Annotated in this window: 22 protein-coding genes; 12 read left to right on the top strand and 10 right to left on the bottom strand. The window is 70.0% G+C overall.

Features of this window, described 5'->3' with window-relative positions; all coding sequences use genetic code 11:
• Positions 1-24: 24 nt before the first annotated feature.
• Both NKG98_RS18575 and NKG98_RS18580 read left to right on the top strand, forming a co-directional pair.
• Positions 25-450, top strand: coding sequence for an SRPBCC family protein (locus NKG98_RS18575; RefSeq protein WP_254767616.1), 426 nt, complete (start codon positions 25-27; stop codon positions 448-450).
• Positions 447-1,256, top strand: a complete 810-nt coding sequence (locus tag NKG98_RS18580) for a nitrilase-related carbon-nitrogen hydrolase (protein WP_254767617.1) — start codon at positions 447-449, stop codon at positions 1,254-1,256. The genes NKG98_RS18575 and NKG98_RS18580 overlap by 4 nt, the downstream gene beginning before the upstream one ends.
• A 254-nt stretch (positions 1,257-1,510) precedes the next feature.
• Here NKG98_RS18580 and NKG98_RS18585 read toward each other — a convergent pair whose 3' ends face one another.
• Together NKG98_RS18585 and NKG98_RS18590 are read right to left on the bottom strand one after the other, a co-directional pair.
• The gene (locus NKG98_RS18585) at positions 1,511-3,046 is read right to left on the bottom strand and encodes an aldehyde dehydrogenase family protein (protein WP_254767618.1); all 1,536 of its coding nucleotides are present in this window, start codon (positions 3,044-3,046) and stop codon (positions 1,511-1,513) included.
• A gap of 68 nt (positions 3,047-3,114) precedes the next feature.
• Positions 3,115-3,924, bottom strand: a complete 810-nt coding sequence (locus NKG98_RS18590; RefSeq protein WP_254767619.1) for an RIO1 family regulatory kinase/ATPase domain-containing protein — start codon at positions 3,922-3,924, stop codon at positions 3,115-3,117.
• A gap of 149 nt (positions 3,925-4,073) precedes the next feature.
• Between NKG98_RS18590 and NKG98_RS18595 the strand changes: the two genes are divergently transcribed.
• Both NKG98_RS18595 and NKG98_RS18600 read left to right on the top strand, forming a co-directional pair.
• On the top strand, positions 4,074-5,207 hold the full coding sequence (locus NKG98_RS18595) for a DUF7544 domain-containing protein (RefSeq protein ID WP_254767620.1): 1,134 nt from the start codon (positions 4,074-4,076) through the stop codon (positions 5,205-5,207).
• 72 nt (positions 5,208-5,279) lie between these two features.
• On the top strand, positions 5,280-6,422 hold the full coding sequence (locus tag NKG98_RS18600; RefSeq protein ID WP_254767621.1) for an acyl-CoA dehydrogenase family protein: 1,143 nt from the start codon (positions 5,280-5,282) through the stop codon (positions 6,420-6,422).
• A 45-nt stretch (positions 6,423-6,467) separates the two neighbouring features.
• Here the strand turns inward: NKG98_RS18600 and NKG98_RS18605 are convergent, their stop codons facing one another.
• The 3 genes from NKG98_RS18605 to NKG98_RS18615 form a co-directional block, all read right to left on the bottom strand.
• The gene (locus NKG98_RS18605) at positions 6,468-6,980 is read right to left on the bottom strand and encodes a DUF2062 domain-containing protein (RefSeq protein WP_254767622.1); all 513 of its coding nucleotides are present in this window, start codon (positions 6,978-6,980) and stop codon (positions 6,468-6,470) included.
• A 92-nt stretch (positions 6,981-7,072) separates the two neighbouring features.
• A complete protein-coding gene (locus tag NKG98_RS18610) occupies positions 7,073-8,329 on the bottom strand; it encodes a Glu/Leu/Phe/Val family dehydrogenase (RefSeq protein ID WP_254767623.1) in 1,257 nt (418 codons plus the stop codon).
• Between the two features lie 104 nt (positions 8,330-8,433).
• Positions 8,434-9,291 carry an HpcH/HpaI aldolase/citrate lyase family protein gene (locus NKG98_RS18615; RefSeq protein WP_254767624.1) on the bottom strand — a complete coding sequence of 286 codons (858 nt, stop codon included), beginning with the start codon at positions 9,289-9,291 and terminating at the stop codon, positions 8,434-8,436.
• Positions 9,292-9,408: 117 nt separating this feature from the next.
• Between NKG98_RS18615 and NKG98_RS18620 the strand changes: the two genes are divergently transcribed.
• Positions 9,409-10,404 (top strand): E3 ubiquitin ligase family protein, encoded by a 996-nt coding sequence (locus NKG98_RS18620; protein WP_254767625.1) that lies wholly within the window; start codon positions 9,409-9,411, stop codon positions 10,402-10,404.
• A 76-nt stretch (positions 10,405-10,480) separates the two neighbouring features.
• On the opposite strand, the gene gdhB is transcribed toward NKG98_RS18620, so the two are convergent.
• Complete coding sequence (gdhB, locus tag NKG98_RS18625; protein ID WP_254767626.1) at positions 10,481-11,755, bottom strand: glutamate dehydrogenase GdhB; 1,275 nt, start codon at positions 11,753-11,755, stop codon at positions 10,481-10,483.
• Between the two features lie 220 nt (positions 11,756-11,975).
• On the opposite strand from gdhB, the gene NKG98_RS18630 reads away from it, so the two are divergent.
• The 5 genes from NKG98_RS18630 to NKG98_RS18650 all read left to right on the top strand — a co-directional run bounded on the left by NKG98_RS18630 (position 11,976) and on the right by NKG98_RS18650 (position 15,984).
• A complete protein-coding gene (locus tag NKG98_RS18630; protein ID WP_254767627.1) occupies positions 11,976-13,376 on the top strand; it encodes an NAD-dependent succinate-semialdehyde dehydrogenase in 1,401 nt (466 codons plus the stop codon).
• A 249-nt stretch (positions 13,377-13,625) separates the two neighbouring features.
• Complete coding sequence (locus NKG98_RS18635; RefSeq protein ID WP_254767628.1) at positions 13,626-14,099, top strand: MaoC family dehydratase; 474 nt, start codon at positions 13,626-13,628, stop codon at positions 14,097-14,099.
• Positions 14,096-14,695, top strand: coding sequence for a PH domain-containing protein (locus tag NKG98_RS18640; protein WP_254767629.1), 600 nt, complete (start codon positions 14,096-14,098; stop codon positions 14,693-14,695). Before NKG98_RS18635 ends, NKG98_RS18640 begins: the two co-directional genes overlap by 4 nt.
• Positions 14,692-15,285 carry a PH domain-containing protein gene (locus NKG98_RS18645; protein ID WP_254767630.1) on the top strand — a complete coding sequence of 198 codons (594 nt, stop codon included), beginning with the start codon at positions 14,692-14,694 and terminating at the stop codon, positions 15,283-15,285. Before NKG98_RS18640 ends, NKG98_RS18645 begins: the two co-directional genes overlap by 4 nt.
• Positions 15,286-15,351: 66 nt before the next feature.
• On the top strand, positions 15,352-15,984 hold the full coding sequence (locus tag NKG98_RS18650) for a GNAT family N-acetyltransferase (RefSeq protein ID WP_254767631.1): 633 nt from the start codon (positions 15,352-15,354) through the stop codon (positions 15,982-15,984).
• Between the two features lie 83 nt (positions 15,985-16,067).
• Here NKG98_RS18650 and NKG98_RS18655 read toward each other — a convergent pair whose 3' ends face one another.
• Both NKG98_RS18655 and NKG98_RS18660 read right to left on the bottom strand, forming a co-directional pair.
• The gene (locus tag NKG98_RS18655; protein ID WP_254769502.1) at positions 16,068-16,367 is read right to left on the bottom strand and encodes a DUF5658 family protein; all 300 of its coding nucleotides are present in this window, start codon (positions 16,365-16,367) and stop codon (positions 16,068-16,070) included.
• Positions 16,368-16,663: 296 nt separating this feature from the next.
• Positions 16,664-18,418, bottom strand: coding sequence for an acyl-CoA carboxylase subunit beta (locus NKG98_RS18660; RefSeq protein ID WP_254767632.1), 1,755 nt, complete (start codon positions 18,416-18,418; stop codon positions 16,664-16,666).
• A 209-nt stretch (positions 18,419-18,627) separates the two neighbouring features.
• Here NKG98_RS18660 and NKG98_RS18665 point away from each other — a divergent pair, with 209 nt between their 5' ends.
• Positions 18,628-19,809 (top strand): hypothetical protein, encoded by a 1,182-nt coding sequence (locus NKG98_RS18665; protein ID WP_254767633.1) that lies wholly within the window; start codon positions 18,628-18,630, stop codon positions 19,807-19,809.
• Positions 19,810-19,811: 2 nt separating this feature from the next.
• Positions 19,812-20,027, top strand: a complete 216-nt coding sequence (locus NKG98_RS18670; protein ID WP_254767634.1) for a DUF8119 family protein — start codon at positions 19,812-19,814, stop codon at positions 20,025-20,027.
• 1 nt (position 20,028) lies between these two features.
• Here NKG98_RS18670 and NKG98_RS18675 read toward each other — a convergent pair whose 3' ends face one another.
• Both NKG98_RS18675 and NKG98_RS18680 read right to left on the bottom strand, forming a co-directional pair.
• Positions 20,029-20,910: a class 1 fructose-bisphosphatase gene (locus NKG98_RS18675; protein ID WP_254767635.1), complete on the bottom strand. Its 882-nt coding sequence runs from the start codon at positions 20,908-20,910 to the stop codon at positions 20,029-20,031.
• 2 nt (positions 20,911-20,912) lie between these two features.
• Positions 20,913-21,701 carry a class I fructose-bisphosphate aldolase gene (locus tag NKG98_RS18680; protein ID WP_254767636.1) on the bottom strand — a complete coding sequence of 263 codons (789 nt, stop codon included), beginning with the start codon at positions 21,699-21,701 and terminating at the stop codon, positions 20,913-20,915.
• Positions 21,702-21,825: the final 124 nt, after the last annotated feature.

Raw genomic sequence — 21,825 nt, forward strand, 5'->3', positions numbered from 1 at the left:
CGCGAGAGCCACCGAGGTAGGGGCATGACCGTGCGGGTCGAGCGTTCGTTCGAACTGGCGGCCCCGCCGGATCGGGTCTGGGCGTTCATCTCCGATCCCGAGAAGCGCGCACGATCGATCAGCGTCGTCGCCGACTACACCGCCGACGATCCGGACGGCCGGGCGGCGACGTGGCACGTCGAGTTGCCGATCCCGTTCGTCAGGCGGACGGTCACCGTCGAGACCGAGGACGTCGAGCGGCGCCCGCCGGAGTACGTCGAGTTCGTCGGCCGCTCGCGGGTGATGACCGTACGGGGCGAACACGAGATCGTCGAGACCGCGGACGGCTGTCGCCTGAAGAACCGGTTCGTCGTCGACGGGAAGGTCCCGGGCGTCGAGACGTTCTTCCGGCACAACCTCGACGAGGAACTGGAGAACCTGCGCCGGGCGCTCGTGAGGGATCTGTCGTGACCGCGACCGTCGCGCTCGCGCAGATCCACGTCGAGGCCGGCGACGTCGACGACAACGTCGACCGCGCCGTCGACGCCGTCGCGGCCGCCGCCGACCGCGGGGCCGACCTCGTCGCGTTGCCCGAACTGTTCAACGTCGGCTACTTCGCGTTCGACCTGTACGAGCGGCTCGCGGAACCGCTCGAAGGGAAGTCGACCACGCGCCTGCGCGAGGCCGCCGCCGAACACGGGGTCGCCGTCCTCGCGGGCAGCGTCGTCGAGGACCTCGCGGCCACCGAGTCCGTCGAGACGCCGGCCGAGGAGGGGTACGCCAACGCGGCGACGCTGTTCGACGCGAACGGCGACCTGCGGCTGGTCTACCGCAAACACCACCTCTTCGGCTACGACTCCGCCGAGAACGACCTGCTCGTCCCGGGCGAGCGCGTCGAGACCGCCGACGTCTGCGGGCTCACCGTCGGCGTGACGACCTGTTACGACCTCCGATTCCCCGCGCTCTACCGGCGACTGATCGACGCCGGCGCCGAGTTGATCCTCGTGCCGAGTGCGTGGCCCTACCCCCGCCTCGAACACTGGGAGACGCTCTCGCGGGCGCGGGCCATCGAGAACCAGTGTTACGTCGCGACGGTAAACGGCTCCGGCGAGTTCGAGGACGCGACGCTGCTGGGGCGCTCGACCGTCCACGACCCGTGGGGCGTGACGCTGGCCGCGAGCGGCGACGACCCGGCGCTCGTCACGGCCGAGGTCGATCCCGGGACCGTCGCCGACGTCCGCGAGGAGTTTCCCGCGTTGCGCGACCGTCGGCTGTAACGCTGGACCGGACATCCGTCGGACGGCCGTCGGACGCCGACCGGGGCCTTTTTACCCGAGCCGACTAATGGTCCGTTGCCGGTCGATGGCGCTTTTCACGTCGAGACCGGCACTGCGCGTCGCTCCGGCCCGTCGCCGCTCGTTCCCGGGGACGAGCACCCGCCGCACGCCTCGTCTCGCCTTTCGTCACTTCCGGCTCCGCTTTCGTCCTCGAACGGCGAGCGACGAGTCGAGAAGGAAAGTCCGGCCGGGGATCAGTCGTCCTGAGTCTTGATGTCCGCGGACAGCCCCTGGGCCATCTCGATCTCCTTCGAGTTGTTCATCGTCCACGCGGTGCGCTCGGTGACGGCCTCGATGGCCTCGCGGGCCGAGGGGTAGCCGTTGCCGGACTTCTTGACGCCGCCGAAGGGCAACTGGACCTCCGCGCCGATACACGGCAGGTTCGCGTACGCGAGGCCGACGTCGGCGCGGTCGCGGTAGTAGTTGATCTGGCGGTAGTCCTCGGAGATGACCGCGCCAGCGAGCCCGTAAGGCGTGTCGTTGTGGATCTCGACGGCCTCCTCGACGTCACCGGAGTACTTCACCAGCGCGACGTGGGGGCCGAAACACTCCTCTTTCAGGCAGCGCAGTTCGGGGTCGTAGTCGATCTCGTAGACGAACGGGCCGACCCAGTGGCCGTCCTCGTGGCCCTCGGGGACCTCGTCGTCGTCGAGTTCGAAGCGGTCGACCAGCACCTCGGCGCCTTCCTTCTCGGCGAGTTCGTTGTGCCGGCGGATCTTCTCGACGTGGTCGGCCTCGATGGCCGGCCCCATGAACGTGTCCTCGTCGAGCGGGTCGCCGACGGCGACGCTTTCGGCGACCTCGACGAACCGTTCCTTGAACTCGTCGTAGACGTCCTCGTGGACGATCAGCCGCTCGCTGGAGACACAGCGCTGGCCGGTCGTCTTGAACGAGGACATGACCGCCGAGTGGACGGCGATGTCGAGGTCCGCCTCCTCGGTGACGACGATGCCGTTCTTGCCGCCCATCTCGCAGGCGGCGAGTTTGCCGGGTTCGCCGCCGACCTTGCCCGAAATCTCGTGGCCGACCTCGGCGGAGCCGGTGAACAACACGGTGTCGACGCGGGAGTCGTCGACGATGGCGGCGCCGGCGTCGCCAAAGCCCTGAACCATGTTGAACACGCCCTCGGGGACGCCGGCGTCGTCCATCATCTCGGCGATGATCTGGCCGCACCACGGCGTCTGCTCGGCCGGCTTCCAGACGACGACGTTGCCCTCGACGAGGGCGATGGCCATGTGCCAGAACGGGATGGCGACCGGGAAGTTCCACGGCGTGATACAGCCGACGACGCCCCGCGGTTTGCGCCGCATGTAGGCGTCCTTGTTCGGGATCTCGGAGGGGACCACGTCGCCGTGGGGGTGGCGGGCGTTGCCCGCGGCCCACTCGACCATGTGCCAGGCCTCGGTGACGTCGGCTTTCCCCTCGCTGATCTCCTTGCCACACTCCTTGGTGACGATCTCGCCCAGTTCCTCGTGTCGCTCGCGCAGTTCGTGGTAGATGTCCCAGAGGTACTCCGCCCGATCGATGTACGAGAGCGAGCGCCACTCGTCGAACGCCTCCGCGGCCGCTTCGAGAGCGGCGTCGACGTCGGCCTCGGTGGCACGTCGGAAGCGTGCGAGTTCCTCGCCGGTCGCGGGGTTTACGCTTTCGAACGTGTCGCTGCCGTCACCGTCGATCCACTCCCCGCCGACGTAGTGGCCGTACACCTGTTCCGTGGCTTGGTGGCTCATAGTCGGCAATACTTTCACCGACCGGTGTAAAAAACCCTGCTACTCGGTTACGGACGCCGCTCCCCGCCTCAGCCGCCGCTCAGGTCGGCGGCCTTCTCGACCTCGCTTCGCAGTTGCGTCGAGTCGAACTCGTGGTCCGGGCGGAGCCTGACGAAGTCGAGGAACGTCCGCGCGGACAGCAGCGTCTCGGGGTCGTAGACCGCCGCGGCGGCGCCGACGGCCTCCCGGGCGCCGATCCGCGGTTCGAGGACGGCCAGCGCGCACGCGAGGTCGTAGGCGGTCGTCTCGTCGACGCGGTCCTCGTGGACGCTGGTGGCGTCGATGACGTACAGTTCGCCGTCGCAGACGAGGATGTTCTCCGCGCGCAGGTCGCCGTGGGCGAGGCCGTGGGCGTGCATCGTCGCGAGCATCTCGAACAGATCGGGGGCGCGCGCTCGCACCTCCCGGTCGGCGAGGTCGTCGAACGTCCGGAACGCCGGGAGGTACTCGAGGACGAGCACGCCCAGCCCGTTGACCTCGAACGCCTCGATCGGTCGCGGGGCGTTCACGCCGATTTCGCGCATCCGCCGCGTGGCCTCGTACTCGTGTTCGACCATCTCGCGGGGCGTCGCGAACCGGTCGAAGAAGCCCTCGGTTCCCGAGGAGAAGGCGCCGACGTTGCGCCCGGTCGTCAGCAGGGCGTGGACGAGGGCGTTCTGCCGGGAGACGATCTTGACGAACCACTCCTCGTCGACGACGCAGGGCGTCGACAGCCAGTTGTCCGCCTCGAGGAACTCGACGCGCACCTCCTCGCGGCCGTACCGATCCGCCAGCGTCCGGACGACACGCTCGATCCGGGGCCACTCGACGGTCCCCCGAGCGAACTGGCGGATGTCCATACCCGAACAAGGATTCCCCGGAATAAATGCGTCCCGGACCGCCCCGACAGATCCGGCGACTGACGTGTCGGTCGTGCCGGTCGGTCAGCCGGCGAACCGGCCGGGAGAGCGGTACCCTTTTCATCACTGCGTCTAGATTATCGGCAACCATGTACGCCGTAGACGATCTGGGGGACGCGATCGACGCGACGCGGGAGTTCCTGACTCCGGTTCGCGCCGGGATGTGGCTCAGGCTCGCGCTCGTCGTCTTCTTCGTCGGCGGTGCCAGCGGCGGCTTTCCGTCGGTTCCCGGCGGGACCGGAACGTCGCCGGACACCGGACCGACCGACCCCGGCCCGGCGCCCGGGCCGGAGCCGACGCTGACCGACGGGGAGATACTCGCCACGATTCTCGTGATAGTCGGCATCGTCGTCGCCATCGCGCTCGTGTTCGCGCTGATCGGTTCGATCATGGAGTTCGTCTTCTTCGAGTCGCTGCGCAACGGCGAGGTCCACCTCCGCCGGTACTCGAACCGGAACGTCGGTAAGGGCCTCAGACTGTTCGGTTTCCGGGTCGTCGTCGGCCTGCTGACGGCCGCGCTCGTCCTCGGCCCGTTCGCCGCGCTCTTCCTGCTCGGCGGGTTCGGCGACGGGACGTTCGTCGCCGCGCTCTTCCTGCTGATCCCGGTCGTCATCCTCGTCGCGCTCGTCTCCGCGGTCGTCGGCCGGTTCACGACGGTGTTCGTCGCGCCGATCATGCTGCTCGAAGAGCGGGGCGTCCTCTCGGCGTGGCGGCGGTTCTGGCCCACGTTCCGGGGGAACTGGACGGAGTACGTCGTCTACCTGCTGCTGGTCTGGGTCCTCCGGATCGCCGTCGGCATCGGCGTCGGCCTCGTCGCGGCGTTCGTCGCCGTCGTCGCGGCCATCCCGTTTCTGGTGGTCGGGGCCGCGCTCGTCTTCGGCCTCGGGGACGTCGGCTTCCTCCTCGCGGTGCCGGTCGGACTCCTCGGCCTGCTGGTGGTCCTCGTGCTCGTCTTGCTCGTCTCCGTCCCCATCGAGACCTACTTCCGGTACTACGCGCTGTTGCTCCTCGGCGACACGAACCCCGACCTCGACCTCGTCCCCGAGCAGCGGGCGGCCATCCGCGGCGACGGCGGTGAAGACGACGGCGACCGCGGCTGGGACGCCGGTCCCGAAGACGGCGGCGACACGCCGGGGGCGGGCGACGAACCGGCGGGCCGGGACGACTCCCGCGACCGGGACGACCGCTCGTCGACGGACGACGAGGACGACTGGCACTGGTAGCCACGCGCCCGCGTCCGGGAAACCGTCATCATCGTTCGGTGCGTTTATTTCGACCGTCGGCGACTATCGCGTATGGACTTCGACCTGCCCGACGAGCACCGGATGATCCGGGACACCGTACGGGAGTTCTGCGAGGCGGAGATCGAGCCCATCGCCCAGGAGATCGAGGAGGAACACCGCTTCCCGGACGAGATTTTCGATCAGCTGGCGGAGCTGGACATGATGGGCGTGCCGATCACCGAGGAGTACGGCGGCCTCGGCGGCGACCAGCTCATGTACGCGCTGGTCACCGAGGAGATCGGTCGGGTGTCGGGCTCGGTCGGCCTCTCCTACGCCGCCCACGTCTCGCTGGCGACGAAGCCCATCGAACTGTTCGGCACGCCGGAACAGAAGGAACGCTGGCTGCGCCCGCTCGCCGAGGGCGAGTACGTCGGCGGCTGGGCGCTGACCGAACCCGGTAGCGGCTCCGACGCCTCGAACATGGACACGACCGCCGTCAAGGACGGCGACGAGTGGGTGCTCGACGGGACGAAGCAGTTCATCACCAACGCCTCGGAGGCGGGTTCGGTACTCGTGAAGGCGGTCACGGACCCCGACGCGGGTTACGACGGCATCTCGACGTTCATCGTCGACCCCCGCGAGGACGACGGCTTCGAGGTGACGACGATCTGGGACAAGATGGGGCTGAACGCCTCGCCGACCTGCGAGATCACGCTGGACGACGTGCGCCTCCCCGAGGACCGCCTGCTCGGCGAGGAGGGCGAGGGCTGGACCCAGACGATGAAGACTCTGGACGGCGGCCGGATCTCGATCGCCGCGCTCTCGACGGGGCTCGCCCAGGGTGCCTACGAGCACGCCAGACGCTACAGCACGGAGCGCGAGCAGTTCGGCAAACGGATCTCGGAGTTCGACGCCGTCCGCGACACGGTCGTCGACATGTACCGCAAGACCGAGCGCGCGCGGCTGCTGACCTACCGGGCGGCCCGCCGGTACGACGAGGGCCAGCCCGTCACGAAGGAGTCGGCGCTGGCGAAACTCGACGCCAGCGAGGCCGCCCGCGAGGTCGCGGAGGACGCCGTCCAGGTGCTCGGCGGCTACGGCTACACCACCGACTTCGCGCCCCAGCGGTTCTACCGCGACGCGAAGCTGATGGAGATCGGCGAGGGAACGAGCGAGATTCAGCACCTCGTCATCGGGCGCGAACTCGGGCTCTGAGTCGGGCGCGAGACGGGTGAACGTTCGGGGTCGGAGTTCGGCCGGTCAGTCGCCCACCCGGTCGTCGTCCTCGCCCTCGGCGAGCGGGCCGGGCAGGCGCGCCGTCGCGGTGCCGTCCGACCGCCGGTACGAGCGAGCGAGGTAGAGGACGGCGGTGTAGCCGACGGCCGCGAGCGCGAGCGCGAGCAGGACGTTCCCGATCACGACCCGCTGGACGACGGCGAGCAGGGCGTCGAGCAACGGCCAGTCGAATTGTATCAGCGGGTCGGTGCCGAGCAGCCCCGCGCCGACCCGGTAGCTCGCGACGTAGACCGCGGGCTTCACGAACGGGTTCAACACCAGCAGCGAGGCGAACATCGCCGTCTTGTTCACCCACGACCACCAGTAGGCCAGCACGACGAACAGGCCGACGCCGGCGCCGCCGCTGGGCAGGGTCGTGATGAAGACCCCGATGGCGAAACTGGCGGCGACCCTCCGGGCGGCCTCTTCGGCCTCGAACGCGGCCGTCAGTTCGCGGCGGAACTGGCGGCGGTAGCGGGACACGCGCTGGCGGAGCATCGAACCCTCGTCAGTACGGAAATCCGCCGGCACTATCAAAAACGTATCGACACTGGTGACGTCGGCCGCGAACGCCGGCCGAGCGCGACCGGTCAGGGCCAGCTTCCGCCCTGTTCGAAGGCGTCGACGACGCGCCGGATCGCGACGACGTACGCGGCCGTCCGGAGGGTGTCGAGGCCGTGTTCCTCGTAGGTGTCGATCAGCGCGTCGAAGGCGTCGACGACGATGGCCTCGAGTTCCTCGTTGACGCGCTCTTCGGTCCAGTAAAAGCGCTGGCGGTTCTGCACCCACTCGAAGTAGGAGACGGTGACGCCGCCGGCGTTCGCGAGGATGTCCGGGATCACGAGGACGTCCTTCCCGGCGAGGACCTCGTCGGCGGCGGGCGTGATCGGACCGTTGGCGGCCTCGGAGATCACGTCCGCGCGCACGTCGCCGGCGATTCCCTCGTCGATGGCGTTCTCCAGCGCGGCGGGGATCAGGAGGTCGACGTCGAGAGTGAGCAACTCCTCGTTCGTGATCTCCTCGTCTGCGCCCTCGAAGCCGACGACGCTGCCCGTCTCGTTCTTGTGGTCCTTGGCCGCGACGGGGTCGAAGCCGTCGTCGCTGTAGATGCCGCCCGAGGAGTCGCTGGCGGCGACGACGGTCGCCCCCATCTCGTCGATCAGTTTCGCGGCGATCCAGCCGGCGTTGCCGTACCCCTGGACGGCGACGGTCGCGCCCTCCAGGTCCGTGTCGAGGTAGTCGAACGCCTCGCGGGCGGCGATGACGGTCGAGCGGCCGGTCGCCTCGACCCGGCCCGCGCTCCCGCCGGAGTCGGGCGCCTTGCCGGTGACGACGCCCGGCGCGGTCGTGTTCTCGAGGGTCTCGTAGGTGTCCTTGATCCAGTTCATCTCCCGCTGGCCCGTGTTCACGTCGGGCGCGGGGATGTCGCGGTCCTCGCCGATGAGCGGCCGGAGTTCCTTCGCGAACGCGCGCGTGATCCGCTCCAGTTCCGCCTCGGAGTAGTCGTCGGGGTCGATGACGATGCCGCCTTTCCCGCCGCCGTAGGGGATGCCGACGGTCGCGCACTTGTAGACCATCCAGCCCGACAGCGCCTTCACCTCGTCGCGGGTGACGTCGGGGTGGTACCGGATACCACCCTTGTACGGCCCGCGGTCGCCGTTGAACTGCGAGCGGAACGCCCGGAATCGGTCCAGCGAGCCGTCGTCCATCTCCACGGTGAGGTTCGTCTCAAGGACGCGCTCGGGGTGTTTCAGGCGTTCGAGGACGTCCTCGCCGACGTCCATGTGCGCAGCCGCCCCGTCGATCTGCGACTGCAGACTTTCGAACGGATTTACTTCCTCGGACATTACGCGCGTGTTTCGGAGTCGGGGAGATAAGCGTGGCGAATAACGTCCATGAGTCAACTATTAATTCGTATTATAATCCTTCAATGTGGTTAATGTGGTATCGATCAGTCGCGCTCGCCGGCCGCCTTCGCCCGGGCGACGATCCGCTCGGCCTGGGCGATCAGCGGCGCGTCGATCATCTCGCCGTCGACTTCGAAGACGCCCCGGCCCGCCGCGTCGGCCTCGCGTTTCGCTTCGAGGACGGCCTCGGCCCACTCGACGTCGTCGGGGTCGGGGGTGAACGCCTCGTTGATGGGGTCGACCTGCGCGGGGTGGATCGCCAGTTTGCCGTCGTAGCCCAACTGGACGGCGAAGGCGGTCTCGGCGCGGAGGCCGTCGACGTCGTCGAAGTCGGTGTAGACGGTGTCGATCGCGTCACGGCCGTGGGCCGCCGCGGCGACCACGACGCGCTCGCGGGCGTAGAGCACCTCCGTCCCCTCCCGCGTTCGGGTCGCGCCGACGTCCGCCGCGAGGTCCTCCGCGCCGAAGATCAGGGCGTCCGTCGCGGGGACGGCGGCGATCGCGTCGGCCGCGAGCACCCCGCGGGCGCTCTCGATCAGCGCGAGGACGGGGACCGCCGCGCCGCGCTCGCGCAGGGCCGCGGCCAGTCGCTCGACGTCGCCCGCGGCCTCGGCTTTCGGCAGCATGACGGCGTCGAGACGGACGTCGTCGTCGTCGCCGAGGACGACCGCGAGGTCCTCCGCGGCGGCGTCGGCGGCGGTGACGCGCACGCAGACCTCGGCGTCGGGGTCGAATTCGGGGTCGGCGAGCACGTCGCGGACGGCCTCGCGGGCCTCGGCCTTGCGCCGCGGCGCGACGGCGTCTTCGAGGTCGAAGACCACGACGTCGGCGCCCGCACGTGGCGCCTTGCGCATCATCTCGGGGCGGTCGCCGGGCGTGAACAACACGCTTCTGCGAACCATACGGGGGTGTGTGCGGACCGGCGAGTTGAAGATACGGGCTCCCGGACGGCCGGCCGACGTATCACGATCGTGTACAGTACAGAACAGTTAAGTGTTGGCCGTACGAGCGTCGGGTCCATGGGACTGTGGTCGGCGCTGGGGGTGATCGCGCTCGTCGTCGGACTCACCGTCGCGGTCGCACGGATGGACCCGGACAGGATCGAACGGGTTACGAGCGAGGTCGACCTCCCGGCGCCGCTCGGGCGGGTGGCCTACGGCCTCTGGGTGGTCGGGCTCGCGGTCCCGTTCGCGTTCGGGGCGTCGGTCGAGGACACGGCCTCCGGGATCGGCCTGGCGCTGTACTCCGTCGGGGCGTTCTTCCTCCTCGTCTCCGTCTCGACCCGCGACGAGTACGCGCGCTTCCGGGCGGCGACGAAGACGACGCCGGACGCGGTGCGCCCGTCGGCCGACCCGGACGCGTCGCCGGTCGCTCTCTCCGGGGTGCCGGTCCCCGTCGAGGCGCCGCCGACCGGGCCGGCCTCCGGCGAGGCGGCCGTCTCCGTCGAGTGGACGCTCCAGAAGCGGGGTCGGCTCGCTCACCGAACCGTGTGGGACACCGTCGCGGCCGGCGCCGAGGCCGTCCCGTTCGCGTTCGAGACCGACGCCGTCGACCTCCGGATCGAACCACGCCCGGAACGGAGCTTCGAGACCGAGACGGCCGCGGCGAGCGCGGACCCCGACGAGCCGTTGCCGCCCGCGTTCGAGACGCTGCTCGACCGGCGGGCCGACCTCCCCGACCCGAACGCCCGGGACGAACGGCTGCGCGTGATCGAGGAACGACTCCCGGCCGACCGCCCCGTCACCGTCGTCGGGACGCCGCGGCGCGCGGCGGACGGGACGGTCGTGATCGACGGCGGGCCGCCCGCGGGGGCGCCCTCGCGGGCCGCTCCGGGCGCGGAGGCGGCGACCGACGGCGCGGGGGCGCCGGCGCCGGTGGTCGTCCCCGGGACCGTCGACCGAGCGGAACGGCACCTCCGCCGTCGAGTCCGGTGGCTCGGCGCCGCGAGCGTCGCGCTCGTGATCGGCGGACAGGCCGCCGCGTTCGCGTGGTCGAGCGCCTCCCTCCCGGTGTGAGGGCGCGCAGCGGTGGACGTCCGCGACGGGCGGTGATGGCCCGAAGACGGGAACGGAGTCGACTACGCCGCCGCGGTCAGGGCCAGAGGCCGCGGGTCTCGTGGGCCTCGGCGATCCGCGAGAGCGCGACGATGTAGGCGGCGTCGCGCCAGGTGACGTCGCGGGCCTCGTACTCCTCGCGGACGGCGTCCCACGCGCGGAGCATCTCCGCCTCGAGTTCCTCGTTGACGCGTTCGAGCGACCACGACCGGCGGTTGATGTCCTGGAGCCACTCGAAGTAGGAGACGGTGACGCCGCCGGCGTTCGCGAGGAAGTCCGGGATGACGGGGACGCCACGCTCCTCGAAGATGCTGTCGGCCGTCGAGGTCGTGGGGCCGTTTGCCCCCTCGACGACCATCGCCGCGCGCACGTCGCGGGCGTTCTCGGCGGTGAGCACGTTGCCGACCGCGCTCGGGACGAGCACGTCGACGTCGAGGGTGAGCAACTCCTCGTTGGTGAGCGTCTCGGGGGCGTCGTACCCCGAGACCATCCCCGGCGTCTCGTCGTGGTCCTCGACGTCGTTCGTGTCGAGGCCGTCGGGGTCGTAGATGGCCCCGTCGACGTCCGAGACCGCGACGACCGACGCGCCGGCCTCGTCGAGGTAGCGCGCGGCGTTGGCGCCGACGCTGCCGAACCCCTGGACCGCGACGGTCGTCTCCGCTACGTCCCAGTCGTAGTACTCGATCGCCTTCTCGGCGATGATGCCGACCGACCGGCCGGGGGCCTCCTCGCGGCCCGCGCTCCCGCCGACGACCGGCGGCTTGCCGGTGACGACGCCGGGTTCGGTCTCGCCTTCCTGCATCGAGTAGGCGTCCATGAACCACGCCATCGTCTCCGGGTCCGTGCCCATGTCCGGCGCCGGGATGTCCGTCATCGGGCCGATCACCGGCCGGAGCTCCTCGGCGAACCGGCGGGTGAGCCGCTCCTTCTCGGCGGCGCTGAGGTCCTTGGGGTCGACGACGACGCCGCCTTTGCCCCCGCCGAACGGGATGTCCATCACGGCACACTTCCAGGTCATCCACATCGAGAGGCCCACGCACTCGTCTTCCGTGACGTCGGGGTGGTAGCGCAGGCCGCCCTTGTACGGGCCGCGGACGTCGTCGTGGTGGGCGCGGTAGCCCGTGAGGACCTCCGTCGACCCGTCGTCGCGTTCGAGCGGGATGGCGACTCGGTAGACGGAGTCCGGGTGGCGGAGCCGTTCGAGGACCCCCTCGTCGACGTCGAGGTGCGCGGCGGCGCGTTCGAGCTGGCGGCGGGCGGTCTCGACGGCTGTCTCTTCCGTGGGTTCGGACGTGGGTTCAGCGGTTGCCATAGTAGAGTGGTGAGCGTCGCCCGTGCGAACGAGTGACACGGTCGGCGGCGAAACCCGGCCGACGGCTCGGCCCGCGAAATTCGGGGTGCCGTCGGCGCATTCGATCGGAGTTGTTCACAACAGTTCATAACCCTTGCTACTCGGCGGCGGTTCGTGCAATACTTGCACGGCCGGCGAGGGCGACCCCGGGTTTAAGCGGTCGTTCGTGGTCCGTTCCCGCGTGACCATCGAGAGCGTGAATCCGGCGACGGGCGAGGTCATCGAGACGTACGAGCGCGAGTCGACGGCCGAACTCGACGAGAGCCTCGACCGGGCGAGCGAGGCGTTCGCCGAGTGGAAGGCGGTGCCGGTCGCCGAGCGAGTGCGCCCGCTCCGGCGGGCCGCCGACGTCCTCCGGGAGAACGCCGCCGAGTACGCCGACCTGATGACCCGCGAGATGGGGAAACCGATCGACCAGAGCCGATCGGAGGTCGAGAAGTGCGCGTGGGTCTGCGAGTACTACGCCGAGTACGCCCCCGCGTTCCTCGCCGACGAGGTGGTCGCCGGCGAACCCGACGCGCGGACGCTGGTGACCTACCAGCCCCTCGGGCCGGTGCTGGCGATCATGCCGTGGAACTTCCCGTTCTGGCAGGTGTTCCGGTTTGCCGCGCCCAACCTCGCGGCGGGCAACGTCGGCCTCCTGAAACACGCCTCGAACGTCCCCGGCTGTGCGCGGGCCATCGAGGAGGTGTTCGCGGCGGCCGGCTTCCCCGAGGGGACGTTCACCTCGCTGCTGGTCTCCTCCGACGAGGTCGACGACGTGATCGCGGACGACCGCGTCGCGGGCGTCACCCTCACGGGCAGCAGCGGTGCCGGCCGATCGGTCGCCGAGACCGCCGGGCGCGAGTTGAAAAAGACCGTCCTCGAACTCGGCGGGAGCGACCCGTTCGTCGTCCTCGCCGACGCGCCGCTGGAGCGGACCGTCGAGAAGGCCGTACGGGCGCGCCTGCTCAACTCGGGGCAGTCCTGCATCGCCGCCAAGCGGTTCGTCGTCGTCGACGACGTCTACGACGAGTTCAAAGAGCGGTTCGTCGCCGCGATGGACGCCCAGCGCGTCGGCGACCCGACCGACGAGGACACCGACGTCGGGCCGCAGGCCCGGGAGGGCCTGCTGGCGTCCCTCGCCGAGCAGGTCGAGGAGACCGTCGAGCAGGGGGCGACGGTCGAACTCGGCGGCGAGCCGCTGGACCGCGAGGGGGCGTTCTACCCGCCGACGGTGCTGACCGGGATTCCCGAGGGGTCGCCCGCCGACACCGAGGAACTGTTCGGCCCCGTCGCGACCGTCTTCCGCGTCGACGACGAGGAAGACGCCCTCGAGACGGCCAACGACACCCGGTTCGGCCTCGGCGCGAGCGTCTGGACCGGGGACCTCGAACGCGGCGAGGACTTCGCCCGCGAGTTCGAGGCGGGCTGTTGCTTCGTCAACGAACTCGTCAAGTCCGACCCGCGGCTCCCGTTCGGCGGCGTCAAGGACTCGGGGTACGGCCGCGAACTCGCCCGCCACGGCATCCGCGAGTTCGTCAACGCGAAGACCATCTGGGTCCAGCGCGGCGTCGGCGCGGACGACGGGCTGGTGGAGTGAGGCCGACGGACGACACTCCCACGGGTACGTCTCCGGCGGCGTCTCCCCGCCCTCGATCCCGACGGGTGCAGCGCCTCGGCCTCGTCGAGGCGGCCGAACGCGTCGTCGCGGTCGGGACGTCGTTGCCGCCCTCGGACTCGGGACGGGGGACGACGCCGGTGGCGCGGTGCCCGCGCGGCTCGCAACGTTCCGCGGGCGACCCCGACCCGAACCGCCGGGATTATTCCCGATGGGATCGAGGTCCGACACATGACCGGACGCTACTACGAGGAGTTCGAGGTCGGCGAGACCATCGAACACGAGCGTCGGCGGACGATCTCCGAGAGCGACAACCAGCGCTTCTGTGACATGACGATGAACCAGCAGCCGCTGCACATAGACGGCGAGTTCGCCGCCGACACCCAGTTCGGCGAGCGCCTCGTCAACGGCCTCTACACGATGTCGCTGGCCGTCGGCATCTCGATCCCCGAGACGACCGACGGGACCATCGTCGCCAACCTCTCGTACGACGACGTCGAGCACCCGTCGCCGGTGTTCCACGGCGACACCATCCGCGTCCAGTCGACGGTGACCGACAAGCGCGAGACCAGCGACGGCGAGCGCGGGGTCGTCACGATGCACGTCGAGGTCTTCAACCAGGACGACGACCTCGTCTGCGAGTTCGACCGGACGGTGCTCTCGCTGAAACGCGAGTACGCGACGCCGGAGGACGCCGAGGAATGACGGCGTCCGAGATCGATTCCGCGAACCTGGAGTGGCTCTCCCTCGAAGACGACGAGGAGATCGTCTGGGCGAGCGGTCCCGACCGCCGAACGCTCGTTCCCGCGTTCCTGATCGGCATCCCGCTCTCGATCGTCCTGATCGGCATCTTCATCGTCCTCGGGGAGTACCTCCGCGTGACGAACACCCACTACGTCGTCACGACCCACGCGCTGTACAGGAAGACCGGCGTCTTCTCCCGCGGCGTCAAACGGATCGAGCACGGGAAGATACAGGACATCTCCTACTCCCAGAGCGCGCTCGGAACCCGCTTTGGCTACGGGACCGTCGACGTCAGCACCGCCGGCGGGGCCGGCGTCGAGTTGTCGTTCGACGCCGTTCCCGACCCGCGGGCGGTCCAGCGGCAGATCAGCGACCTCGTCGATCGGCCGCGGGGCGGGCGCGGCGACGAGCGGCCGACCGACGACGTCCTCGCGGAGATCCTCACCGAACTCCGCGCCATCCGCGAGGCGGTCGAGGAGTCGGAGACCGGGCCGGCGCGTGCCGCGAACGGCGGGCGGCCCGCCGGCGAGGAGAGCGATCGCCGGCCGAACCGATGAGAGACGACGGCCGGATCGACCCGCGGGACCCGACGACCGGCCGGGACCTCGGGTGGCTCGCGCTCGAAGCGGACGAGGAGATCCGCTGGCGCGGCGGGCCGCGGATCCAGACCGTCTACCCCTGGGTCGCCGTCGCGCTCCTGGGGACGGTCGCGGTCCTCGGTGCCGTCGCGGCGGGCGGCCTCCCCTCGTGGGGCGTGATCTGGCTTCCCGTCCTCTGGCTCCCGGCGGGGTGGCGGTACGCCCGGGTGTCGCGAACGACGTTCCTGATCACGGACCGGCGAATCGCCGTCAAAACCGGCGTCCTCGGTCTCTCGGTTCGAGTCCTCGGGATCGATCGGATCCAGAACACCACGTTCGAGCAGGACGCGACCGGCCGGCTGTTCGACTACGGAACCGTCGAGATCGACCCCGCGGGCGGGGCGGCGCTGACCTTCTGGAACGTCGACGATCCGGCGCGCGTGCGGGCGAGACTCGACGCCCAGCGCGACCGCGGTTCGTCGGCGACGGTGCCCGGGAGCCGGGACCAGTGGCTCGCCGTCCTCGAGCACGTCCGGGGCTGGCGGCGCGCCCTCGAACGGGGCCGCTGAGTCGGCCCTGTCGGGGCCCCACACGGCACCGGCACAGTTTTCCTCCCTCCCTTCGTCGACGGGATCATGGCGGATCTCTTCCCCGAGACGATCGAGACCGACCGGTTGCGCCTCGAAGCCCTCCGTCCCGGGACCGTCGACGTCTTCGAACTGTACGAGGTCTGCTCGTCCGATCCCGCCATCGACGAGATCACGCGGTACCTGGCGTGGGACCCCCACGAGACGCCGCGGGACACCCTCGAATTCGTCGAGGGCGTCGCCGAGCAGCGCGAGTCCCACGAGGGCGGGTCGTACCTGATCCGGCCCCGCGAGGGCGACCCGGGCGCGGGCGAGATCGCCGGCATCGCCGGCTTCGGCGTCGACTGGGAGACGCGGACGATGACCCTCGGCGTCTGGCTCCGCAAGCGCTTCTGGGGGCGGGGCTACTCCGGCGAGCGCGCGGCGGCGTTCATGGGACTCGCCTTCGGGCGTCTCGACCTCGAACTGGTCGCGATCACCGCACACGTCGACAACGAGAAGTCCAACCGGGCGATCGAGACGTACACCGAAGCCCACGGCGGCGGCCGCGACGGCCTGCTGCGCAACTGGCGGCTTCAGGACGGCGACCCGGTCGACGTCTACCGCTACAGCGTCTCACACGAGGAGTGGCGCGAGAGCGCGACCGACGAGGACGTCGAGGTCACCTTCCACGACCGCTGACCGACCTCGTTCCCGACCGACGGACCGACTGGCTCGAACGGCGTCTGTGCCGTGGGCGTCCGCCGGACGTCCCGTTCGCGGAGTCAGAGGGCCGCCGAGATCGAGTAGACGTTGACGAGGGCGGCGAACAGCCATGGGAGCGCGAGCGCGGCGGGGACGATCGGCCGGTACTCCCGGTCGAGGATCGGCCGGCAGGCGACCGCGACGGCCACCGCGAGTCCCTTCAGTGCGAACATCCCGGCCATCCCCCAGCCGTCGATCGCGCCTCTGGCGATCGGGTTCGACTCGGCCAGTCCGAGCCGAAGCCCGAGAAACGTCGTCACGACGTCGCCGGCGAGCGCGACGGCGACGAGCAGCCACAGGCCACGCTCGCGGGCGTCCATCCGGCCGCTCCCGAACCGAGGCCGGAGCCGGGCCTGCGAGCGCGTACCGTCGGAACCCGTACCCATAGCCGCCCCACCGGAGTCGAACCGGTTCGCGGCGCCGACCCGCGACGCCGCGCCCGAGAGAGCGTGTGACAGGCCGCGCTCGGCGCTTCACGCGAAGTGGGTATTGTTATGCCACGGGTAGCGGCTCCGGGGGCGGTCGGCGCGGGCGGTAAGACGGTCGTACTCCGACGGAGGCGGCGCTTACCGCGAGAAGAGGGGAGTTACAGCGTGGTTACGGCCCGCCGACCGGTTCAGAGGACCGTCCCGTGTTTCTTCCGCGGGAGGTCCTTCTCGACGTCCTCGTAGAAGGCAAACCGGTTCGTCAGTTCCTCGCGGAGGGTACTCGGCGGGACGATCTCGTCGATGACGACCTCGCTGGCCATCCGGTGGACGTCGATGTCCTCGCGGTACTCCTCGCGTAACTGCTGTTCCATCGCCGCGCGTTCGTCCTCGTCGTCGATCTCCGAGAGCTTGCGGGCGTAGACGGCGTTGATCGCCGCCTCGGGGCCCATGATACCGATCTCGCCGGAGGGGAGCCCGATCACGCTCTCGGGGTCGTAGGCGGGCCCGCCCATCGCGTAGATGCCCGCGCCGTAGGCCTTCCGGACGATCACCGTCTGTTTGGGCACCGTCGCCGACGACGTCGCGTAGATGAACTTCTTGCCCTTCTCCAGAATGGCGTCCTGCTCGACCTGCGAACCGGCCATGAAGCCGGGGGTGTCACAGAGGTACAGCAGCGGGACGTTGAACGCGTCGGACTTCCAGATGAACTCGGCGGCCTTCTCGGCGGCGTCGGGGAAGATCGCGCCCGCGCGGTGGGCCGGCTGGTTGGCGACGATGCCCACCGGTCGGCCGTCGATGCGCGCGTAGGCCGTGACGATCTCCTCGCCGTAGTCGGGTTTGAGTTCGAAGTACGAACCCTCGTCGACGACCCGGCGGATCACGTCGACCATGTCGTAGCCGCGGTTCGGGTGCTGTGGGATCACCGCGTCGATGCCCTCGGGCGACTTCGCGGGCGGGGTCGGCTCGGCGCGGGGCGGTTTCTCGTCGGCGCTGTCCGGCAGGAAGCCGATCAGGTCCGCGACGAGTTCGCGGGCGTGCTCTTCGTCCTCGGCGACGAGGTCGGCCGATCCGGACTCGCTGGCGTGGACGTGTGCGCCGCCGAGGTCCTGCATGCTAATCTCCTCGCCGGTGACCATCTCGACCATCCGCGGGGAGGCGATGGCCATCGCGGACATCCCCTCGACCATGATGGTGAAATCGGCGAATACGGGCGTGTAAGCCGCGCCTGCGATACAGGGCCCGTAGAGGACGCAGATCTGGGGGACCCGGCCGGAGAGCATCGAGTGGTTGTAGTAGTACTTGCCGATCCCCTCGCGGTTGGCGAAAAAGCCCGTCTGCTGGTCGATCCGCCCGCCGGAGGAGTCCATCAGGTAGAGGACGGGCTTTCCCGACTTCAGCGCCCGCTGTTGCATCCGGAGGAACTTCTCGACGCCCTTCGCGGCCATGCTCCCCCGCTTGACGGTGTAGTCGTTGGCCATGAAGTGCAGGTCCCGCCCCTCGAAGGTGGCGGCGCCCGTGATGAGGCCGTCGGCGGGGAGGCGGTCGTCGGCGTCGAACTCGGCGAACTTGCCGTCCTCGAACCGGAGCGCGCCGTCCTCGCCGTCGAACCAGAGGTCCAGTCGGTCCCGGACGAACAGTTTGCCCTCCTCGGGGAGTTGCTCTTTGTACTTCTCGGGGCCGCCCTCGAGGATCTCCTCGATCTCCTCCCACAGGCGCCGCTCGCGGTCGGTCGGCCCGCGGTCCCCGTCGGCCTCGCTCCCGGCGCCGGCACCCGCGCCGGCCGGGGCGCTCGCGCCCGACTCGCCCTCGTGGGCGCGGATGGCGACCGGTTCGTCGCCGTCGCCGACGTACACCTCGACCTCGGCGCCGACGTGTTCGGCCAGCGCCGCCGCGATCGCCGACGCCTCGTCGTCGGAGGCGCCCGACGCGATACGAACCTTCATGGCAAATTCTGCGAGACCGGATCAAAAACCGTTTTCCCTTTTCGCCGCGGCCGCGACCCGGAGAAGGCTCGGGTTACAGTTCGTAAGGAGTCCATCACGATCGCCGCCCGGACGGCGTCGACCCGTCGACTGCCAGCCCGCAATTCAGGTGTCGACGGAACGATGGCTTACAGTACTCGTTCGACGCCCGCCGAGACGCCACCCGATCCATGTCCCGTGACAGCGACCCGCCCCGGACCGACGACCGGGGTGTAGCGACGGTTCGCGACCGCCTCGCGGAGGGCCCCGACCGCCGGGAGTTCCTCCGGGCGGCGGCAGGCACGGGCTACGCGCTCGGGGTGGCGCGACTGCTCGGCGTCGAGGACGTCCTGCGCGCCGACGGCGAGGTGGAGGTCGTGACGGCGCTCGTCCACGACGAGGACGACCCGTGGTCGGTGACGCGGCGGACGAAGAGCGTCCCTGCGAGGTGGTACGCGGCCGTTTCGAAGGCCTTCGAGGTGAACGAGGCGCTGGCCGACCGGGGGCTCGCCGGCTACCTCGGTAGCGCGGTCGTCCCGGGCGACTACGACCGGGGCGGCGCCCGACTCACCGTCGAAGTCTCCGCGGACGTCAACGACGTCAGGGAGGCCCTCGAAGAGATCGTCGGCGGCGTCGCGCTCGACGTGGAGGCGATCGACGACGTCGGAGACGTCGAGGACATGGAGAACGACCCGAAACTCTCCGAGCCCCGCTATCTCGACGCCGCCGACGACGGGCGGGTCCCCGGCGGGGTCAGTTGCGAGACGAGGACCAGCATGGCGACGCTCGCGCCCGCGCTCTTCCACCCGGACCACGGGAAGCCGTTCTTCGTCACCGCCCGCCACGCGTTCGGCGACGGCTCGGACGTCCGCGGCGACCCGATCACGGTGCCGCTGGCCGACGGCGACACCCTCGACGCCGGCGAGGTCCGGTTCGACCACCCCGTCGAGGACTTCGTCGCCGCCGAGGCGACCGGCCCCTACCGGGCGGCCGCGGCGATTCGGGCCGGCCGCCCGGTTCGCGTCCGCGGCCAACTCACCCGGTGGGGGCTGGCCGACGTCGCCGCCCGCGGCGACCACCTCGAGAAGGTCGCCGCGCGGACCGGCCACACCACTGGTCGGATCAGCGGCATCGACGCGGTGACGTGTTTCACCGACGAGGTCTGCCGGCGCGGCCAACTCCGCTGGGGCGAGGAGTCCGACCTGACCGACGGCGACAGCGGCTCCGTCAGCTACTACCCCGATCCCGAGGCGCCGGACGGCGGCGTCCTCGTCGCCAGTTTCAACAACGCCCGGACGTGGTGGCCCGGGCAGAGCTACATCTGGGGGACCGCCGCCTACCGGCTGGCCGAGACGTACGGCTACCACTTCTGACCATGTCCCGGGAATCCACGCTCCGCTCGCTGCGCGCCGCCGCGGTCGCCGTCGGTCGCGTCCTCACCGACGCGCTCGTCCTCGCGCTGTGGGTGGTCCTCCTCGCGTTGCTGTTCCTCGCGACCGGCTGGCCCCGCTGGGGGTTCTACGCGCTGCTGGTCCTCGGAATCGCGGCCTACGTGCTGGTGACGGCGCCGTGGAGCGGACGCGGCGCGTGAGCTACCCGAGGGTCCCCTCGAGCAGGTCGATCAGGGACTCGTTGCCGACGTGCAGCGGCGTCCGCTGGTGGAGTTCCGTCGGTTCGACGTCGAGCAGCGACCGCTCGCCGTTCGAGGAGCGCCCGCCCGCCTGCTCGATCACGTACCCGATGGGGTTGCCCTCGAACTGCAGGCGGAGCTTTCCGTTCGGTGCCGATTCGAGGCCGGGGTAGGCGAACGTGCCGCCGTAGGTGAGCACCTGGTTGACGTCGGCGATCATCGCGCCGCCGTAGCGGAGTTTCATCTCGGGGTCGGACTCGACCTCGCGGGCGTACCGGCGGAAGTCCTCGGGCCAGTCCGGGACGCGCCCGCCGAAGCCGTACACGAGCGGGTCGTCGGGGAGGGTGACGTCCGCCTCGACGAGCGACGCCCCCTCGTCGGTGAGTTCGTACTTGCGAACGCCGTCGTCGTCGGCGACGGCCATCGTCGTGATCGGCCCGTAGAGGACGTAGCCGCCGGCGACGAGGTCGCGCCCGCTCGCGGGCAGCGGCGCGTCGTAGACGCCGAAGATCGTCCCCATCGTGTTGTTCGACTTGAGGTTCGACGAGCCGTCGAGCGGGTCGACGGCGACGCCGAAGCGACCGTTGCCGGCGTCGACGACCTCGGGTCGCTCCTCGCTTGCGTACTCGGCGACGCCGTCGATCGCCGTGAGTCGCTCGGCGAGCAGGTCGTCGGCCCAGAGGTCGGCCTCGGCCTGGGTCTCGCCGCTCGGGTTCTCCTCGTCGACGTCGCCGCGACGGCCGACGAGGCCGCGCCTGATCTCGGTGGCCGAGCGGGCGACCGTCGAGACGACGGCGTCGACGGTGGAGTCGGCCGCTGCGGTCGCGGTTGCGGTGTCGGACACGGTCACCCCTCGAGGGCCGTGTCGGCGGTTTCGCCCCCGTATATCACCTTCTCGAGGCCGTCGAGGATCCGCGTCGGGTCCTCGCGCTGCCAGACGTTGCGCCCGACGGCGAGCCCCTCGCAGCCGGCGTCGACGGCGGACTCGACGGTCGAGAGGAACTCGTAGTCCGACGTCTTCGATCCGCCGCTCATGACGACCTTCGTGTCGCCGGCGGCCTCGCAGGCGTGGGCCATCGCCTCGCGGCTGCCGGGGTACTTCACCTTCGCGACGTCGGCGCCGAGTTCGAGGGCGATCCGGGCCGCATAGGAGATCGTCGAGGGCTTCGTGTCGTTTTTCAGCCCCTGTCCGCGCGGGTACGACCACATGACGACCGGCAGGTCGTACTCGCGGGCGGCCTCGTGGATCTCGCGGAACTCCTCGAACATCTCGACCTCGTGGTTCGAGCCGCTGTAGACGGTGAAGCCGACGGCGTCGGCGCCGAGTTCGACCGCGTAGTCGACCGAGCAGTTGATCGCCGAGTCCGGCTCGCCCATCCACATGTTCGAGGTGCCGTTGAGCTTGACGAGGAGGTTGACGTCGTCCTCGTAGCTCGGATAGTAGCCCTCGGCGACGCCCTTCTGGACCGCCATCGCGGTCACCGCGTCGTGGGTCGCCGTCTCGAAGACGGTCGCCGGATCGAGCTTCTCCGGGACCGCTTCGAAGTCGACGGGCCCGTGTTCGAGCCCGTGGTCCATCGCCAGGATCAACACGTTGCCGTCGCGGACGATCGGGGAATCGTCGATCGGGATCATCTGGTCGTAGGTCCAACGGCGCGCTATATATTTTTGGCGCTCCGGGCCCATGAAAAATACTTCTTAGAGTAGTAAATCCCTCCGGTTACCGGTCGCTCGGGGGCGAAAGATAGTTCGTTCGACC

Source organism: Salinilacihabitans rarus (assembly GCF_024296665.1).
Lineage (GTDB): Archaea > Halobacteriota > Halobacteria > Halobacteriales > Natrialbaceae > Salinilacihabitans > Salinilacihabitans rarus.

Bases quoted from the DNA above. Each gene is read 5' to 3' on its own strand.
- NKG98_RS18575 (WP_254767616.1), top strand. From the start codon at position 25: ATGACCGTGCGGGTCGAGCGTTCGTTCGAACTGGCGGCCCCGCCGGAT.
- NKG98_RS18585 (WP_254767618.1), bottom strand. From the start codon at position 3,046: ATGAGCCACCAAGCCACGGAACAGGTGTACGGCCACTACGTCGGCGGG.
- NKG98_RS18590 (WP_254767619.1), bottom strand. From the start codon at position 3,924: ATGGACATCCGCCAGTTCGCTCGGGGGACCGTCGAGTGGCCCCGGATC.
- NKG98_RS18595 (WP_254767620.1), top strand. From the start codon at position 4,074: ATGTACGCCGTAGACGATCTGGGGGACGCGATCGACGCGACGCGGGAG.
- NKG98_RS18600 (WP_254767621.1), top strand. From the start codon at position 5,280: ATGGACTTCGACCTGCCCGACGAGCACCGGATGATCCGGGACACCGTA.
- NKG98_RS18605 (WP_254767622.1), bottom strand. From the start codon at position 6,980: ATGCTCCGCCAGCGCGTGTCCCGCTACCGCCGCCAGTTCCGCCGCGAA.
- NKG98_RS18610 (WP_254767623.1), bottom strand. From the start codon at position 8,329: ATGTCCGAGGAAGTAAATCCGTTCGAAAGTCTGCAGTCGCAGATCGAC.
- NKG98_RS18615 (WP_254767624.1), bottom strand. From the start codon at position 9,291: ATGGTTCGCAGAAGCGTGTTGTTCACGCCCGGCGACCGCCCCGAGATG.
- NKG98_RS18620 (WP_254767625.1), top strand. From the start codon at position 9,409: ATGGGACTGTGGTCGGCGCTGGGGGTGATCGCGCTCGTCGTCGGACTC.
- gdhB (WP_254767626.1), bottom strand. From the start codon at position 11,755: ATGGCAACCGCTGAACCCACGTCCGAACCCACGGAAGAGACAGCCGTC.
- NKG98_RS18635 (WP_254767628.1), top strand. From the start codon at position 13,626: ATGACCGGACGCTACTACGAGGAGTTCGAGGTCGGCGAGACCATCGAA.
- NKG98_RS18640 (WP_254767629.1), top strand. From the start codon at position 14,096: ATGACGGCGTCCGAGATCGATTCCGCGAACCTGGAGTGGCTCTCCCTC.
- NKG98_RS18645 (WP_254767630.1), top strand. From the start codon at position 14,692: ATGAGAGACGACGGCCGGATCGACCCGCGGGACCCGACGACCGGCCGG.
- NKG98_RS18650 (WP_254767631.1), top strand. From the start codon at position 15,352: ATGGCGGATCTCTTCCCCGAGACGATCGAGACCGACCGGTTGCGCCTC.
- NKG98_RS18655 (WP_254769502.1), bottom strand. From the start codon at position 16,367: ATGGACGCCCGCGAGCGTGGCCTGTGGCTGCTCGTCGCCGTCGCGCTC.
- NKG98_RS18660 (WP_254767632.1), bottom strand. From the start codon at position 18,418: ATGAAGGTTCGTATCGCGTCGGGCGCCTCCGACGACGAGGCGTCGGCG.
- NKG98_RS18665 (WP_254767633.1), top strand. From the start codon at position 18,628: ATGTCCCGTGACAGCGACCCGCCCCGGACCGACGACCGGGGTGTAGCG.
- NKG98_RS18670 (WP_254767634.1), top strand. From the start codon at position 19,812: ATGTCCCGGGAATCCACGCTCCGCTCGCTGCGCGCCGCCGCGGTCGCC.
- NKG98_RS18680 (WP_254767636.1), bottom strand. From the start codon at position 21,701: ATGATCCCGATCGACGATTCCCCGATCGTCCGCGACGGCAACGTGTTG.